Below are 16,328 nucleotides of genomic sequence, written 5' to 3'. Positions count from 1 at the left end.
ATTAAGTTTTAAGTTTGTAGTTATGGGTAAGAGTAGGTGATATAATAATGGTAACTGCTATAATATTAGCATCAGGGTATTCGAGGAGAATGGGGAAAAATAAGCTTATTTTAAAATATAAAGGTAAAATGCTAATTGAACACACTATAGAAGTAATTAAACAATGTTGCTTTTTAGAGGTGATTGTTGTAGCTAGAGAAGAGGAAATAATAGAAATTGGTAAAAGAAATGATTTAAAAGTTATTAAAAATGAAAATGCAGTTAAAGGAATAAGCGAATCAGTTAAATTGGGTGTAACACATACAACAGAAACAGATGGATATATGTTTTTTACTGCGGACCAACCTTTTTTAGATAAAGATACGATAAATGGATTAATCTATGAATTTAAAGAGAATTCAGCTTATATAATTATTCCAAGGTGTGATGGTAGACATGGGAATCCTGTAATATTTCCGTACATCTTTAAGGAAGACTTTTTGAAGTTAGAAGGGGATGTTGGTGGGAAAATAATAATAAATAAGAATTTAGAGAAAGTTAAGTTTGTAGAAATACATAATAGTACAAAATTATTTGATATTGATACTAATGAAGATTATGAGTATATTCTAAAACTAGAGGAGAATAATGAGCATGTTTAATGAGATTGTCATTGTACGTGGCGGAGGAGATTTAGCATCTGGAACAATTCAAAAATTGCATAGAAGTGGATTTAGGGTATTAGTTCTAGAAGCATCAAAACCGACTGCTATTAGACGGAAGATTTCTTTTAGTGAAGTGGTATATGAAAGAGAAGTAGAGGTAGAAGGAATTAGGGCTGTACATGTATTCAGTTTAAGTGAAATAGAAAATGCTTGGAGCAATAAAAAAGTTCCAGTAATTATAGATGAAGAAGGAAAATATATTAAAGAAATAAAGCCTAAAATTGTAATTGATGCTATTATTGCTAAGAAAAATATGGGAACAACAAAGGATATGGCAGATATAACTATTGCTGTTGGTCCAGGATTTACAGCAGGTAAAGATGTAGATGTTGTAATAGAGACGGCTAGAGGGCACAATCTAGGTAGACTTATTTTTAGTGGACAAGCTGCGGAAAACACAGGAGTTCCAGGAAATATTAGGGGGTACTCTAAAGAAAGAGTTATACATTCGATATGCGCTGGAGTAATGAAGGATGTTCTAGATATTGGTGCTGTGGTTGAAAAAGATGAAGTTATTGCCTATATAGGAGAGACACCAATAAAAGCAACAATATCAGGACTGTTAAGAGGAATTATACGTAGTGGAAGTACTGTAAAAGAGGGATTTAAGATTGCGGATATCGATCCGAGGGTGTCAGAAAAAATGAATTGTTATACTATTTCTGATAAAGCAAGAAATATAGCAGGCGGAGTATTAGAAGCAGTATTTTATTTAATGGCATCTCAGAATGAGGATTAATGGTATGGAAAAGAGAATTCTAAAAGGGATTTAAGAAAGTTTAAGAATCGAGGTCTATAGATTGTTTAATGGATGCAATGCTTTCACGTGGAGTGTGGTATTAAATAAAACTTATTTTAAAATACGAGTTAGAGGTGATTGATATAAAAAAAATACCTGTGAGAGACGCAGTTGGATCCGTTTTATGTCATGATATTACTCAAATTGTTCCAGGAGTAGTAAAAGATAGAGCATTTAAAAAAGGACATATAATTAAAGAAGAAGATATACAATTATTACTTTCATTGGGAAAAGACAACATATATGTATGGGAGGAGAAACAAGGATATCTTCATGAAAATGATGCAGCAGAACGTTTGAGAGCCCTTACAGCAGGAACAGGACTTACATTTAGTGAAGTAAAAGAAGGTAAAATTAATTTTATAGCAGAGTACGATGGACTTCTTATAATTAATACAAGGTTGTTATATGGACTTAATTCATTAGGTGAGATAATTTTAGCTACATTACATGATCACTATCCTGTAAAAAAGGGACAGAAGGTAGCGGGAACAAGAGTTATTCCACTTGTAATTGAGGAGGATAAGATAAAAAAAGCAGAGGATTTAATCGGCGATGCGAAAATCGTAAGCATAATACCGTATGCACCAATGAAAGTAGGAATTGTTACTACAGGCAGTGAAGTATATCATGGCAGAATAAAGGATGCGTTTGGTCCTGTAATAAGAAGCAAAGTTACGGAATATGGTTGTGAAATACTTGGACAAACTATACTTTCAGATGATGAGAATAAGATAACGGAGGCTGTAGACGCATGGATAGAGCAGGGGGCTGGAATGGTAATCTGTACTGGCGGAATGTCAGTAGATCCTGATGACGTTACCCCTGTAGCAATTCAAAATACAGGGGCAGAAATTGTAACATATGGATCACCCGTGCTTCCAGGTGCAATGTTCTTGCTAGCTTATAAAGGAAATATTCCAATCTTAGGACTTCCGGGATGTGTAATGTACTCTAAGAGAACTATATTTGATTTGGTATTACCAAGGGTACTCGCAAAGGAAAAATTGAGTTTTGCTGATATAGCAGCTTATGGTCATGGGGGACTTTGTATGGAGTGTGAGGAATGTAGGTATCCTGATTGTACATTTGGAAAGGGAGTATAATAATAGTAAAAAACCCCAAGCTACCTTGAGGCCGCTGAAAAAAGCACTCTTTATTTAGTAGAGTTTTCAAGCTTGAATAGAAAAAGCATGAGATATTCATATTTTGGATATCTCATGCTTTTTATTTTATAATTAAGTTTTAAAAGCCCTATTTCATGCTTTTCAACTTAATTATTCTCTTTAGATTCACAGTGAAGATTGATAATGCACCTTGAATTTGCATACTAATTAAGCCTGACGATATTGCTACATCATAGCTATGTTGGTGCTTAAGTTCACTGTTTTTAGCCTCTATCATATAACGTTCCCTAGCTCGTTTTTTAAAATATTCACTTTTTTCGAACTCTATTTGATCTTTGTGAGTATTTGACTTTATTGAAACTGAATAAGTTTTAGATTTAGCGCCTTCTTTATAACACCCATCTTTATGAACACAATTTTTACACTTTTCTACATTAAAATAGTAGGTTAGCACTTGATTTTTACCAACATTCTTCTTTCCCTGTTTTGCTTTTTTAATAGCCATATGACCTGCCGGACATACAAATAAACCAGCATCTTTATTAAACTCAAATTCATCTTCTTTTTTTCGCATTCCTTGTGAAATTACAGGATTTAGTCTTGAAATTAATGCAATTTTATTTTCTTTTGTATATTCTAGGTTTTTCTTTTCAGAATAAGCTGTATCTCCAATTACTTCATTTACATCTATACCAGCCTCACGGCTTTTTTCTATTAAGGTTATGAGCTCCTTTCCATCACTTTTTTCGCCAGTTGTAATAACAGCTGCTGTAATTAAACGTTCTTCACTCATAGCAAGGTGTGATTTATATCCAAAAAAAGAACTATCCTCAGTTTTATGCCCCACTTTTGCATCCTCATCTTTTGATATTTTTAGATTTTCTAAGTCATCATTAATAGCTTCCATTAAGTAGTTTAATTTAGTTTTCACAGCTGGATTTGCTGCAGTTTCTGGCTTCTCGTTTATGGTATCAATTAATAATTTGCAGTACTCAAGAATATCTTCAAGTACTCCAGTTGTAACTTTATTAGGTAACTCTTCTTTAATACCAGGATGTACTCCGTACAATGTTTTTCTTAAGTTTTTTGCACGTTTCAATAATTCCTCGCTTGCTGACTTTTGGTTATAACGTGACTTGGTATGCGTAGCATCAACTATTATTGCTTTACTTTTTAAAACTCCCTCTTTTATAGCAAGTTCTACAGTCTTGTTTATTAATAAATCCAATAAATTCATGTCTTTAAGGCGAAGCTTTCTAAATTTAGTTAGTGTACTTGAGTTTATTAAATTTGTTTCTTCTGGGGCTAAATTTAGAAAATATTTAAAGGACATGTCATAAAGAGTTCTTTCAACAACATCTTCATCAGACAATTCATATATTACTTTCAAAAGTAAATATTTAAATAGCATTATGGGGTTAATAGCACCTCTACCCATAGATGAACTATAGTTAATCATCAATTCGTCATAAACAAATGAAAAGTCAACAAGGTCATTAATTTGCTTTAAAATGTTATCTTTCGGAATAATTAACGAATATAAGCTATGGTATGTATTTATTTTTATTTCCAATTGTCCTTTTAGCATAATAGTTTAGCCCCTTTTATTTTATTCTACTATACTAATTCGACATATCTTTTAAAATTCCTTTTTGTTTTTTAGTCTTTTATATAAAAAAATCGCCATCTTTAATTAGATGACGATTTTTCATATAGTTTTTCAGTGGCCTCGCTACCTTGGGGGTTTTACTGTTTAAGGTTTTTAGAGAATATGATCTAGTATAATAGAGTAAATTGTGAAATGAAGTTTATTAGGAGAGTAAAATAAAATTTAATCAACATATAACAGTTTTGCCATGTTTTTTTATTTAAACATTACTATAAATTATCTATTTAGTTTTTTTATAGTTTATGGCTACATCTTGTTCTTGAAGTAATGTTAATGAAAGATTTATTATTATGTTTTCTTTGATAGTATTAAAATTGATTTCTATAGGAAAGTCTTTATTAAATGGCGTTTTATCAACAAGGGTATATGTTTCATAAATTTTAGCTTTTTCTATTTCGCAATTTATAGGTGGAACACTGCAATCTATATATCTATCACATTCTATATTTTTTTTGTATAGATAATCACCATAACCTTTATTAACATCTAAACAATCTAATGAGACATAAATTGGTATATAATCTAGAGGATTTTGATTAGAGAAAATGGGGGGGACTTTATACTGGATCAAAGTAGTGCATTTAAAAGGAATATAAATTATAAGAGATTCAGTATCTAAATTAATTATACCATCGTGAACATCTTTAGCTATAGAGGAATCTACTTTGTTTCTTACAAAACCTTCTAAAAAAAGTTTTCCATTTAAGGAGGGAGAAATATCATCTTTTTTATACAAAGGTATAAGCTTACTATTAGTTAAGTATACGTCTTTTTTCATGTTTTTTATATCTAAGGCAGCGTTTTTTAATCTAAATGTTGATTCAATAGGAATATCTATGGTTTTCTCTGCAATTATGAGGGGGAAGGTCGATACTAAGCTTTTACTGGGGTTAGTATTTATACTTCCACGAATATCATAAATACAATCGGGAGTTGTAGTATTAATTTCACCTTCTTTTTTTATACAGTCTGTATCAGTTTTAATAATTAATTCGCGTGTAGGAAGTATAAATTTTGTAGTAATTTTATCTTTTGTATTTTTTTGTACACTTAAATTATTTTTATGCTTAATATTTGTTAACCTGTTTTTGAATATCTTATTAATACCTTCATTATAAGATGATTGTTGTAAGAGTTTTAAAATAACAAGCAGTTTTGACATAATTAATTTATCGCAAATAGGAGGTATAGAATCTGAGTCACCTTCAATATTTACATGTTTAAGAGGCGGTATAAAATCTGAGTCACCTTCAATATTTACTTGTTTAAGAGGCGGTATAAAATCTAAGTCATCTACAATATTTACATGTTTAAGAGGCGGTATAAAATCTGAGTCACCTTCAATATTTACTTGTTTAAGAGGAGGTATAAAATTTGAGTCATCTTCAATATTTACTTGTTTAATAGGAAGTATAAAATCTGAGTCACCTTCAATATTTACTTGTTTAAGAGGAGGTATAAAATTTGAGTCATCTTCAATATTTACTTGTTTAATAGGAAGTATAAAATTTGAGTCATCTTCAATATTTACTTGTTTAATAGGAAGTATATATTCTACATTCACTCTATCTTTTGCATTTTTTTGTAAGCATAAATTATTTTTGTGATTAACATTTGTTGAGACTTTTTTAGATGATTCATTAAAAATTATAAAACAATTTGGTCGTTGCAACATATTCAAAACAATAAGTAACTTCATCAGCCTTGATTTATCACAGTTATTTTTTTCCTTCATTCAAAAATGCTCCTTTATTATAAGGGTCAGAAATATTAAATAAAACGGGCTAGATAGCATACTGTAGAGTTATTTTATTTCATATGCCTTATGTAATTAAATATTATTGAATATGGAATACGTATTATATTAATTATATATAAATAACCGTTCTTCTAAAGAATTATATTATTTTAGAAGAACGGTTATATCTAAATGTCTATAGCGGAATATTCACTTGTTGCAATTGTAATACTTTAACTCTAACATATACAACCATTTTTTCAATTACTTTATTATAAAGTTTTACATTTGAATTAGTTTTATGGTACATAGGATCTGTATTCATATCGTCCTCAAAAATTCTTACTCCTTCTAATTCACAGTATGGGCTTTCAGTAAAAGTTATATTATCTTCAAAAGATTGCTCACATGCTGATTTTCCAATAAGAGTTTCTTTGCAGTCATCATGGCACATACAACTACTTAATAAATCTATTTCGGTTTGAGCGCTCCGAACGTTAACTACTGGTGGTACAACATATTGAACTTCTGTTACAGTTGTAAATTTGACATCTACGGTTGTATGAGCTATTCTACCACTTACAATTTTATCGTCGATACAGTCAGCAGTAGCATATTCTATATTTTTTCTTACAAATCCACTTATAAATAATTTGCCAGATCTTAGAATGCCATTTTCAATTACTCCTGATCTTGGAAGTAACTTGCATTGAGTTAAATATACATTTTTCTTTATTCTTTTAATTTCATAGAATGGTTCGTTCAATCTAAACTCAGCCTCGACATCTATTTGAATTTCCCTTTCGCCGAGAACTACAGGAATTTTAGCTACTAGAGGGCCATTAATTCCAACTGGTCTGATAGTAGTTCCACTGCTTAAAGGTAATGTTTTTGAACTAATAACTTCACCACAATTATCGCAAGGGTGAAGAGTTTGATTATTTTCCAAAAGTAATTCCTCCTTTTTTTCAGGTCTTATGACCTTCTACATACTATGTAGAAAATAAAGAAAGTGTTACTTTAAATATATAAATAACCGTGCTTCTAAAGGAAAATATCTTCTTTAGAAGAACGGCTATATCTAAATGTCTATAGCGAAATATTTACTCGCAGAAATCGCAATATTTACTCGTAGTGCAAATGGGGTTAACTGGATCATCATATGGTATATTTACCTGTTGTAATTGTAATACTTTAACTCTGACATATACAACCATTTTTTCAATTACTTTATTGTAAAGTTGTACTTTTGAATTAGTTTTATGGTATATAGGGTCTGTATTCATATCGTCTTCAAAAATTCTTACTCCTTCTAATTCACAGTATGGGCTTTCAGTAAAAGTTATATTATCTTCAAAAGATTGCTCACATGCTGATTTTCCAATAAGAGTTTCTTTGCAGTCGTCATGGCACACACAACTACTTAATAAATCTATTTCAGTTTGAGCCCTGCGAACATTAACTATTGGTGGTACAACATATTGAACTTCTGTTACGGTTGTAAATTTGACATCTATTGTTGTATGAGCTATTCTACCACTTACAACTTTATCTTCGATGCAGTCAGCGGTAGCATATTCTATATTTTTCCTTACAAATCCACTTATAAATAATTTTCCGGATCTAAGAACACCATTTTCAATTAATCCTGACCTTGGAAGTAATTTGCATTGAGTTAAATATACATTTTTCTTTATTCTTTTAATTTCATAGAATGGTTCGTTCAATCTAAACTCAGCTTCGACATCTATTTGAATTTCTCTTTCGCCGAGAACTACAGGGATTTTAGCTACTAGGGGGCCATTAATGCCAACTGGTGTAATATTAATTCCACTGCTTAAAGGCAATGTTTTTGAACTGATAATTTCACCACAATTATCGCAAGGGTGAAGAATTTGATTATTTTCCAAAAGTAATTCCTCCTTTTTTTAGGTCTTATGACCTTCTACATACTATGTAAATAATAAAAAAATGGTTCATTCAAACATCAGTATATTTTAAATGCTAGATATGAAATATAAAAGTATAGAATAGTTGAAATAATATAGGTAAATGCAGTAATATATAAACAAGTAGGATATAATAGTCTTGGAGCAAGGTATAGAAAATAAAATAGACTAGAATGTGAATAGTTATTTTTTTAGATTATTAAACATAAATTTTAATAAAAACAGTGGGGTTGTTAATTATGTCAGAAAAAAGGACCTTCGATGAGGAAATTATCATTAAAGAAAAAATAGAAATGAAGATTAAGAAGCCTAGTAAGTACATGGTGATAATCCACAATGATGATTATACAAGTATGGAGTTTGTTGTGCAGGTTTTAGTTGGGGTTTTTAAAAAACAGGTTGTGGAAGCCACAAAAACCATGTTTGAAGTCCATAAAAAAGGTAGTGGCGTTGCAGGGATATACAGCTATGACGTAGGTATAACAAAAATTGATCAAGCTATGGATATGTGTGAAGAAAGTGGATTTCCACTGAAACTAACCTTAGAAGAGGAGTAATTATGCAATTAGATAATATAGTAAATGAGATTATTACTGCGGCTTTTAATGAAGCTCAAATGTCAAATCATGAATACTTTACACCAGAACATATTCTTTACGCTTCTTTATTTTTTGAAGAGGGAATTGAAATAGTAGAGAATAGTGGCGGGAATGTTAAAAGACTTAAAAAACAAATAACAAAATTTTTAAAGGAAAATATAGAAATCGTAGAAGATGTAGAGCCGATCCAAACAATTGGAATTCAAACCATTCTATCAACGGCTGCAGATCATGTTATGCTTTCGGGTAAAGAGATAGTTAAGATAGGCGATGTGATTGTGGCCATGTATGATGATGATGAAAGCTTTGCTTCTTATTTTTTGCGGAAACAGCAAATGAAGAGAAGAGATCTTCTTAATTATATAGCTCATGGTATCTCTGTGGTAGATACTTTTGATTTTGATTCTACAACAGATAATGAGATAGAAGAGCCGGTGAGATTTACTGACAATGAAGAAGATATAGAATACACCTATGAAGAGGAAATTGAAAATCCCAATGATAAGGAAAATTTTTTAAGTAACTTTACTGTAGAGTTAACAGAACAAGCAGGCAAAGGAGAGATGGATCCTCTTATAGGGAGACAAGATATTCTGCTAAGAACCTTACAGGTATTATGCAGGAGGCTTAAAAATAATCCGGTGCATGTAGGGGAACCTGGAGTAGGGAAGACTGCTATTACTGAAGGTCTTGCACAATTAATTGTAGAAAATAAAGTGCCAAAGTTATTGCAAGGGAGTAAAATATATTATTTGGATATGGGTGCTCTTCTCGCAGGTACAAAGTACAGAGGAGATTTTGAAGAACGTATTAAAAAAGTGTTAAGCGAAATTAGTAAGGAAGAAAAACCTATAGTGTATATAGATGAAATCCATACTATAGTTGGAGCAGGTGCAGTTTCTGGAGGATCTATGGATGCTTCTAATATTTTAAAACCCTTTCTTGCAGATGGTAAGGTAAGATTTATTGGATCAACTACTTATGATGAATATAAGAAACATTTTGAAAAAGACAGTGCACTGGCTAGAAGATTTCAAAAAATCGAGGTGCCAGAGCCTTCAGTTGAGGATACTTTCGATATTCTTATGGGGTTAAAAGATAAATACGAAACTTACCATAATGTTACATACAAAGATGAAGCTTTAAAAATAGCAGTAGAATTATCTAGCAAGTACATTAAGGACAGATTTCTTCCAGATAAGGCTATAGATATTATGGATGAAGCAGGTGCTTATGCAAGGCTTTATGCTGAAGACAATGAAGAGACTATTCTTATTACGGTGGGTGCAGTGGAAAAAATAGTAGCTTCTATTGCAAAAATTCCAGAGCAAAGTGTATCAAATAATGAAATAGATATACTGAAAAATCTAGATATTAATTTAAAGAAACAAGTTTTTGGGCAAAGAGACGCTATAGACACTTTAGTAAGATCTATAAAGCGATCTAGGGCAGGTTTTAATGAAGAAGATAAGCCAATAGCGTCGCTCCTCTTTGTTGGACCTACAGGGGTTGGGAAAACAGAAATAAGTAAACAATTGTCGAGTAGCTTAGCTATTCCACTTATTAGATTTGATATGAGTGAATACCAGGAAAAACATACTGTTGCAAGGCTTATCGGTGCACCACCGGGATATGTAGGTTATGAAGAGGGTGGAATGTTAATTGAGGCTATTAAAAGAACTCCTTATTGCGTGCTACTTCTAGATGAGATTGAAAAAGCCCACCCTGATATATTTAATGTGTTATTGCAGGTTATGGACTATGCAACATTAACAGATAATACTGGTAAAAAGGCGGATTTCAGAAATGTGATTTTAATAATGACTTCTAATGCAGGAGCGAGAGAGGCTGGCAAACATATAATTGGGTTTGGAGACAAAATGGAGTCTGGGCAAGTAATTACTAAAGAAGTGGAGCGAGTATTCTCACCCGAATTTAGGAATAGATTGGATAACATAATTGTATTTAATAAAATTGATGAAGCTATGGCTCTTCAAATAGCTAAGAAGGCAATGAAACAGTTTGAAGAAAAACTTTTAACTAAAAATATAAAATTAAAGGTTACAGATAATTTATATGATTGGTTAAGTAAAAAGGGTTTTTCCGAGGATTATGGCGCGAGAGAAATCAATAGAGTGGTCCAAAAAGAAATAAAGGCTTATTTTGTAGATGAAGTGCTGTTTGGAGACCTTTGCACAGGCGGTAGTGCAATAGTTGATATTGTGGATGGTAAACTTACAATTATTAAAGGAAATTAAAAAAAAGATGTTGCTAATAAAAATAGCAACATCTTTCTATTTAAATTTATATTATTATTTCTATTTTCTAGGAATAACCTCTGTCCAGTAACCATCTGGATCTATAATGAAATATATTCCCATAGATTTATTTTCATAGCAAATACAACCCATTTTTTTATGGTATGAGTAGGCTTCATCAAAATCGTCTGTAACTACAGCAAGGTGGAATTCATTTTCACCTAAATTGTATGATTGCGTTCTGTCCTTAAGACAAGTAAGTTCTAACTTATGATTAGTTGTTTCATCACCTAAAAATACAAGAGTAAAACTACCATCTGATGGATGAAATCGCCTAGTTTCTATAAATCCTAAAGCATTTTTATAAAATTCCACGCTTTTTTCTAAATCCAATACATTTATATTATTATGATCGAAAGAAAACTTCATTTAATATAACCACCTTTTCATATATCGTGTAGCACACGCTACACTGATTAATATATCACATATGCCATAGAATCATTATATGCTTACTTAAATTTTATTCATAGGAGTTTAAAAATAAAAATATCTGGTTTGGAATATATTTATATTTGCATAGAATGTATGATATGAGTTTACTATCACAAAATTATGAAGGAGTGAAAATATATGAGAGAAATAGAAACAAAAATATACTATATATACCATAGTGGGTTTGCCATTAAAACTAAAAATCATTTTTTAATATTTGATTACTATAAAGAACCTGTAATAAATGATAAAGCCCATAAGCAGACAGCATTGTTATCATCTGAAAATATTAAAGACATGAAAAATGTTTATGTGTTTTCATCACATAGTCACGAGGATCATTTTAATTCTTGTATTTTGGATTGGGAAAATTATAATAGTGATATACAATACATACTTAGTAATGATATAAAAATAGATAAAAATAAATCGAATTATAGATTTATAAAGGAAGGTGAAGAAAAATTATTTAAAGACGTTTATGTAAAAGCTTATGGTTCAACTGATATTGGAATATCTTTTTTAGTAAAAGTTGATGGGGTAACTATTTTTCATGCTGGAGATCTTAATTGGTGGCACTGGAAAGAGGACAGTTCAGAGGAGCGATCTGAAGCAGAGGCTTCATTTAAAACTCACATAGAGAAATTAAAAGAAGAAAAATCTATCGACATAGCTTTTTTTCCTGTAGATCCAAGACTTCAAGAGTTTTATTATATAGGCGGAGAATATTTTGCAAAAGAAATTAGGCCTAAACTACTTATACCTATGCATTTCGGAGATGAAGTAGCTATTACTAAAGAATTTGCTAGTATAATGAGAAAAATTAACATAAAAGCAGTTGAAATAAATCATCCTAGGCAAGAGATAATATACAAAAAATATTTTTAATATATATGGATAGAAATAGTCATTTATGTCTATAATTTAAATAACCAAATAAAAAAGCATCACATGCAGTATTTTTTAGTCCCCCTAAATTAATATTACATGTGATGCTTTTTATATTTAGGTGGATTTATGATGCAAAACTTATAAAATAATTAAAAACTATAATTTCTATTTACATAATTTTATAATTGTGATAACTTTATTATTATAGAGCAGTAAGTAGAAAGTAGGATAGATTAAATGAGAACAGAAACTAAAAATGAGAACGTTTTAAATTATATTTACATTATTATCGGGACTACAATACTCGCAGCAGGCATAAATATGTTTTTGGCAAAATTTAAATTAGTAACAGGTGGAGTAGCAGGTATTGCCATTGTTATTCAATATATTGCAGAAAAGCATTACGGAATAGGAGTGCCTCTATGGTTTACTAATATTGTGATAAATATACCATTGCTTATCATTGCTAGAAAACTTAAGGGGAAAAAATTTGTGGGTAAATCCATGTTTGCTGCGGCATATCTATCTTTCGCGTTGTTTTATACAAGCTTTATACCGATGCCACAGGTCGATATTTTGTTGGTTAGTATATTTGGTGGAGTATTTGTTGGTATAGGCTTAGGGTTTGTATTAAGAGCATCCGCTAGTACTGGAGGAACCGATTTAGCTGCAAACATCATAAAGGTTTATTTAAAAAATATGCCAATAGCTAAAATTATATTAGCTATTGATTCGATTATAATACTAACAGGTGCTTTTGTATTTGGTGTTCAAAAAGCTATGTATGCACTAATATCTACTTATATAGTTAGTAAGGTTATAGATGGTATACTTGAAGGAATAAATTATTCTAAAGCGGTATTTATTATTTCAAATAGTTCTAAGGAAATAGCGGAAATATTAATGAAGGATTTAAAGAGAGGTGTAACAGGAATAAATGCTACTGGAATGTATACAAATGGACCCAAACAGGTGCTATATATAGTAGTTGGTAAAAATGAAATAGTACCTCTTCAAAAAATGGTTAAATTAATTGATGCCAACGCATTTATTACTGTTGCAGATGTAAGAGAAGTATCGGGAGAAGGATTTACAAAATAAAATACAAGTATAATAGGCAACATTTTCAAAGTATATTTTGAAGTCTTCATGTAAAGACTAAATTTAGAAAGGAAGTGATTATACATGGATGATAGATTAAATAGTAAACCTATTATATTTGACCACCCAGAGAAACTTACGCAGGGTGTATCTTTAGAAAAAGATGATGTTGTAGCAAAAACTTTCATTAATGAAGAAGATGGATGTGTGAAATGTAACATTGTTCTTGAAAATAAGGTTACTGGAGAAACGGCAAAGAGAGATGAAGTTATTGGTGAGATAGTTGAAGATGAAAATGAAGATGAAGAATTTGATTAAATAGATATGCTTGTTTAAAAGAATTATAATATATATAATTAAGAGAAAAACTTAAGGGATGCCTAAAATGATTGAAAAATCATTTTAGGCATCTATTTTTATTATAAAAATATTTGACATTTATTATTAAAAATATTATAATTTTAATTGAATATAAAAATAATTGATACATATACTAATATTTAAATATAAAGACTGTGAAGAGAAGAGTAGATATAAAAGGGTAGTAATAGCGAGTTGGTGATGGTGAAAGACCAATACGAAGTTTATATCGAAGAACATCTCAGAGTTTCTAACCGAAATCTTTAAGGTAGTAGGCTTAGACGGCTCCAATCCGTTAACTGTTGGGCAGTATCAATTGTATAACTCGTATCAACGAATATATAATTCTGTACTGATTAGATTGGTCATATTATATGACAAAACTGGGTGGCATAGCGAAATTATAGCCTTTCGTCCCTTTATTATTAAGGGATGGAAGGCTTTTTTTATTATTAAGGTAAATATAAAATTATAAGGAGGGCAATTTTATGGAAAAATTGTTAGTAAAACAAATTTATAGAGAAAAAGAAAAATATGAAGATCAAGTAGTATCTATCTCTGGATGGATAAGAACTTTAAGATCTTCTAAAGCGTTCGGGTTTATAGAAGTTAATGATGGAAGCTTCTTCAAAAATATTCAGGTAGTTTTTGAGGAAGGCTTAGAAAATTTTGCTGAAATAGCTAAATTACCTATAAGTTCATCTTTGACTATAGAAGGGAAACTTGTTGTAACGCCAGAAGCTAAGCAACCATTTGAGATTAAAGCTACTAAAATAGTTTTAGAAGGGATGTCAAATACCGATTATCCATTGCAAAAGAAAAGACATTCTTTTGAGTATTTAAGAACTATTGCACACTTAAGGCCAAGAAGTAATGCTTTCTCAGCAGTGTTCAGGGTGCGTTCATTAACTGCTTTTGCTATACATGAGTTTTTTCAAAAGAGAGGATTTGTATATACCCATACACCAATAATAACTGGTAGTGATTGCGAAGGTGCGGGTGAAATGTTTAGAATATCTACCCTTGATTTTAGCAATATTCCGCTAGGCGAAGATAAAAAAGTTGATTACGCGCAAGACTTTTTTGGTAAAGAAACTAGCTTAACTGTAAGTGGACAGTTAGCAGCAGAGGCTTTTGCTTTAGCGTTTAGAAATGTTTATACTTTTGGGCCAACATTTAGAGCAGAAAATTCTAATACAGGAAGACATGCAGCTGAGTTCTGGATGATAGAGCCTGAAATAGCATTTGCGGATTTAAAAGATGATATGAAACTCGCAGAAGACATGATGAAATATATAATAAAATATGTTATGGAAAACGCTCCAGAAGAGATGGAGTTTTTCAATAGTTTTGTAGATAAAGGTTTAATTGAAAGATTAAATGGTGTTGTAAACGCAGAGTTTGGACAGATAACATATACTGAGGCTGTGGATATTCTACAAAAATCAGGAAATGAATTCCAGTACCCGGTAACTTGGGGCTGTGATCTTCAAACTGAGCATGAAAGATATTTAACAGAAGAAGTGTTTAAAAAACCATTATTTGTAACGGATTATCCAAAGGAAATAAAATCTTTTTATATGAGAATAAATGACGATAATAAGACAGTTGCAGCAATGGACTTACTTGTACCGGGAATAGGAGAAATTATCGGTGGAAGCCAAAGAGAAGAAAGACAAGATATTTTAGAAGCTAGAATGGAAGAATGTGGTCTTAATAAAGAAGATTACTGGTGGTATTTAGAGTTAAGGAAATACGGCGGAACTAAGCATGCTGGATTTGGACTAGGATTTGAAAGAGCTATTATGTATATTACAGGTATGAGCAACATCAGAGACGTTATTCCATTCCCAAGAACAACTGGGTCTGCTGAATTTTAACGACATTTCAGAAGGAAAGTCTCCCATTTGTATAAGTGGGAGTACCTACTATAAGTAGGCGTTATTTGCCCTAGCAAATAGAAAACTTTAGTGGGAGTATAAATCTCCTTCTGAAGTCATCAATGCATCTTCTGCGAAGCTGTCGCGGCTCCGCAGGAGATGATTTAATAGTAAATTACAATATTAAAAGCAGCTCCCTATGTGTAGAATAGGAGCTGCTTTTAATTTAGAAATCTGATAGCACATGCTAACCCTGGGGAAGGGTTTCATAATATAACAGAATAAAAAGATACAAGCTACTGACAAAAGTCAGTAGCTTGTATCTTAATCATAAGATCTATGTTCTAATTAAGCCTCAACTGGAGCGCCTGTAGGACAAACACCTGCACAAGCTCCACAATCGATACAAGTATCAGCATCGATAACAAATAGTGAATCTCCTTGGCTTATAGCGTTAACTGGGCATTCAGGTTCGCAAGCTCCACAGCTTACACATGCATCAGTAATTTTATATGACATAATAATCAACCTCCTTTTTAACTAATTTACTACATAATATCATAATTGGGCTAATAAATAAAGAGTTTTTTAGAAATAGAAGATGGTGGAACATATGTAATAATTAATGGGGGTATTAGTAATTCTATATGGCATAATTATTTTGCTTATTTTTATATGTTAAATTAAATAAATATTTATATTAATAATTTATAAATGCTTTTAAAATACAATATTAAATAAACTGCATTAAATAATAG

Annotated in this window: 15 protein-coding genes and 1 other annotated feature; of the genes, 9 read left to right on the top strand and 6 right to left on the bottom strand. The window is 31.1% G+C overall.

The features are described from left to right. Window positions 1-47: 47 nt before the first annotated feature. From mocA to ACWJKE_RS09615, 3 genes are all read left to right on the top strand, one after another. Window positions 48-641 carry a molybdenum cofactor cytidylyltransferase gene (gene mocA / locus ACWJKE_RS09625; RefSeq protein WP_216304261.1) on the top strand — a complete coding sequence of 198 codons (594 nt, stop codon included), beginning with the start codon at window positions 48-50 and terminating at the stop codon, window positions 639-641. After that, window positions 634-1,443 carry a selenium-dependent molybdenum cofactor biosynthesis protein YqeB gene (gene yqeB / locus ACWJKE_RS09620; RefSeq protein WP_216304262.1) on the top strand — a complete coding sequence of 270 codons (810 nt, stop codon included), beginning with the start codon at window positions 634-636 and terminating at the stop codon, window positions 1,441-1,443. The genes mocA and yqeB overlap by 8 nt, the downstream gene beginning before the upstream one ends. Before the next feature lie 143 nt (window positions 1,444-1,586). Continuing rightward, window positions 1,587-2,609, top strand: a complete 1,023-nt coding sequence (locus tag ACWJKE_RS09615) for a molybdopterin-binding protein (RefSeq protein ID WP_462959360.1) — start codon at window positions 1,587-1,589, stop codon at window positions 2,607-2,609. A 148-nt stretch (window positions 2,610-2,757) separates the two neighbouring features. Here the strand turns inward: ACWJKE_RS09615 and ACWJKE_RS09610 are convergent, their stop codons facing one another. The 4 genes from ACWJKE_RS09610 to ACWJKE_RS09595 all read right to left on the bottom strand — a co-directional run bounded on the left by ACWJKE_RS09610 (window position 2,758) and on the right by ACWJKE_RS09595 (window position 7,947). Then, window positions 2,758-4,218 (bottom strand): IS1182 family transposase, encoded by a 1,461-nt coding sequence (locus tag ACWJKE_RS09610; protein ID WP_462952569.1) that lies wholly within the window; start codon window positions 4,216-4,218, stop codon window positions 2,758-2,760. 301 nt (window positions 4,219-4,519) lie between these two features. Continuing rightward, window positions 4,520-6,034 (bottom strand): DUF7852 domain-containing protein, encoded by a 1,515-nt coding sequence (locus tag ACWJKE_RS09605; protein WP_462952568.1) that lies wholly within the window; start codon window positions 6,032-6,034, stop codon window positions 4,520-4,522. Between the two features lie 199 nt (window positions 6,035-6,233). Beyond that, window positions 6,234-6,986 carry a CsxC family protein gene (locus tag ACWJKE_RS09600; protein WP_216302674.1) on the bottom strand — a complete coding sequence of 251 codons (753 nt, stop codon included), beginning with the start codon at window positions 6,984-6,986 and terminating at the stop codon, window positions 6,234-6,236. Between the two features lie 154 nt (window positions 6,987-7,140). Beyond that, window positions 7,141-7,947, bottom strand: a complete 807-nt coding sequence (locus tag ACWJKE_RS09595) for a CsxC family protein (protein ID WP_216302675.1) — start codon at window positions 7,945-7,947, stop codon at window positions 7,141-7,143. Window positions 7,948-8,225: 278 nt separating this feature from the next. Here ACWJKE_RS09595 and ACWJKE_RS09590 point away from each other — a divergent pair, with 278 nt between their 5' ends. Together ACWJKE_RS09590 and clpA are read left to right on the top strand one after the other, a co-directional pair. After that, entirely contained in the window at window positions 8,226-8,543 is a 318-nt protein-coding gene (locus ACWJKE_RS09590; protein WP_216302676.1) for an ATP-dependent Clp protease adaptor ClpS, read from the top strand. Between the two features lie 2 nt (window positions 8,544-8,545). Further along, entirely contained in the window at window positions 8,546-10,843 is a 2,298-nt protein-coding gene (gene clpA / locus ACWJKE_RS09585; protein WP_216302677.1) for an ATP-dependent Clp protease ATP-binding subunit ClpA, read from the top strand. A gap of 60 nt (window positions 10,844-10,903) precedes the next feature. Here clpA and ACWJKE_RS09580 read toward each other — a convergent pair whose 3' ends face one another. Beyond that, on the bottom strand, window positions 10,904-11,272 hold the full coding sequence (locus ACWJKE_RS09580) for a VOC family protein (protein WP_216302678.1): 369 nt from the start codon (window positions 11,270-11,272) through the stop codon (window positions 10,904-10,906). A 204-nt stretch (window positions 11,273-11,476) separates the two neighbouring features. Here ACWJKE_RS09580 and ACWJKE_RS09575 point away from each other — a divergent pair, with 204 nt between their 5' ends. The 4 genes from ACWJKE_RS09575 to asnS all read left to right on the top strand — a co-directional run bounded on the left by ACWJKE_RS09575 (window position 11,477) and on the right by asnS (window position 15,570). Further along, the gene (locus ACWJKE_RS09575; protein WP_216302679.1) at window positions 11,477-12,226 is read left to right on the top strand and encodes an MBL fold metallo-hydrolase; all 750 of its coding nucleotides are present in this window, start codon (window positions 11,477-11,479) and stop codon (window positions 12,224-12,226) included. A gap of 240 nt (window positions 12,227-12,466) precedes the next feature. Next, entirely contained in the window at window positions 12,467-13,330 is an 864-nt protein-coding gene (locus ACWJKE_RS09570; RefSeq protein WP_216302680.1) for a YitT family protein, read from the top strand. Between the two features lie 84 nt (window positions 13,331-13,414). Beyond that, window positions 13,415-13,648: a hypothetical protein gene (locus tag ACWJKE_RS09565; protein ID WP_216302681.1), complete on the top strand. Its 234-nt coding sequence runs from the start codon at window positions 13,415-13,417 to the stop codon at window positions 13,646-13,648. Between the two features lie 188 nt (window positions 13,649-13,836). Continuing rightward, window positions 13,837-14,112, top strand: a binding site (T-box leader). Window positions 14,113-14,178: 66 nt separating this feature from the next. Beyond that, window positions 14,179-15,570, top strand: a complete 1,392-nt coding sequence (gene asnS, locus ACWJKE_RS09560; protein ID WP_216302682.1) for an asparagine--tRNA ligase — start codon at window positions 14,179-14,181, stop codon at window positions 15,568-15,570. Between the two features lie 348 nt (window positions 15,571-15,918). On the opposite strand, the gene ACWJKE_RS09555 is transcribed toward asnS, so the two are convergent. Next, entirely contained in the window at window positions 15,919-16,089 is a 171-nt protein-coding gene (locus tag ACWJKE_RS09555; RefSeq protein WP_165414303.1) for a DUF362 domain-containing protein, read from the bottom strand. Between the last annotated feature and the right edge of the window lie 239 nt (window positions 16,090-16,328).

Source organism: Clostridium sp. CM036, assembly GCF_055081135.1.
This window is presented reverse-complemented; position numbering and strand designations above follow the sequence as displayed.

Coding starts and splice junctions, on each gene's coding strand:
- mocA (WP_216304261.1), top strand. CDS start 48: ATGGTAACTGCTATAATATTAGCATCAGGGTATTCGAGGAGAATGGGG.
- yqeB (WP_216304262.1), top strand. CDS start 634: ATGTTTAATGAGATTGTCATTGTACGTGGCGGAGGAGATTTAGCATCT.
- ACWJKE_RS09610 (WP_462952569.1), bottom strand. CDS start 4,218: ATGCTAAAAGGACAATTGGAAATAAAAATAAATACATACCATAGCTTA.
- ACWJKE_RS09605 (WP_462952568.1), bottom strand. CDS start 6,034: ATGAAGGAAAAAAATAACTGTGATAAATCAAGGCTGATGAAGTTACTT.
- ACWJKE_RS09590 (WP_216302676.1), top strand. CDS start 8,226: ATGTCAGAAAAAAGGACCTTCGATGAGGAAATTATCATTAAAGAAAAA.
- clpA (WP_216302677.1), top strand. CDS start 8,546: ATGCAATTAGATAATATAGTAAATGAGATTATTACTGCGGCTTTTAAT.
- ACWJKE_RS09580 (WP_216302678.1), bottom strand. CDS start 11,272: ATGAAGTTTTCTTTCGATCATAATAATATAAATGTATTGGATTTAGAA.
- ACWJKE_RS09575 (WP_216302679.1), top strand. CDS start 11,477: ATGAGAGAAATAGAAACAAAAATATACTATATATACCATAGTGGGTTT.
- ACWJKE_RS09570 (WP_216302680.1), top strand. CDS start 12,467: ATGAGAACAGAAACTAAAAATGAGAACGTTTTAAATTATATTTACATT.
- ACWJKE_RS09565 (WP_216302681.1), top strand. CDS start 13,415: ATGGATGATAGATTAAATAGTAAACCTATTATATTTGACCACCCAGAG.
- asnS (WP_216302682.1), top strand. CDS start 14,179: ATGGAAAAATTGTTAGTAAAACAAATTTATAGAGAAAAAGAAAAATAT.
- ACWJKE_RS09555 (WP_165414303.1), bottom strand. CDS start 16,089: ATGTCATATAAAATTACTGATGCATGTGTAAGCTGTGGAGCTTGCGAA.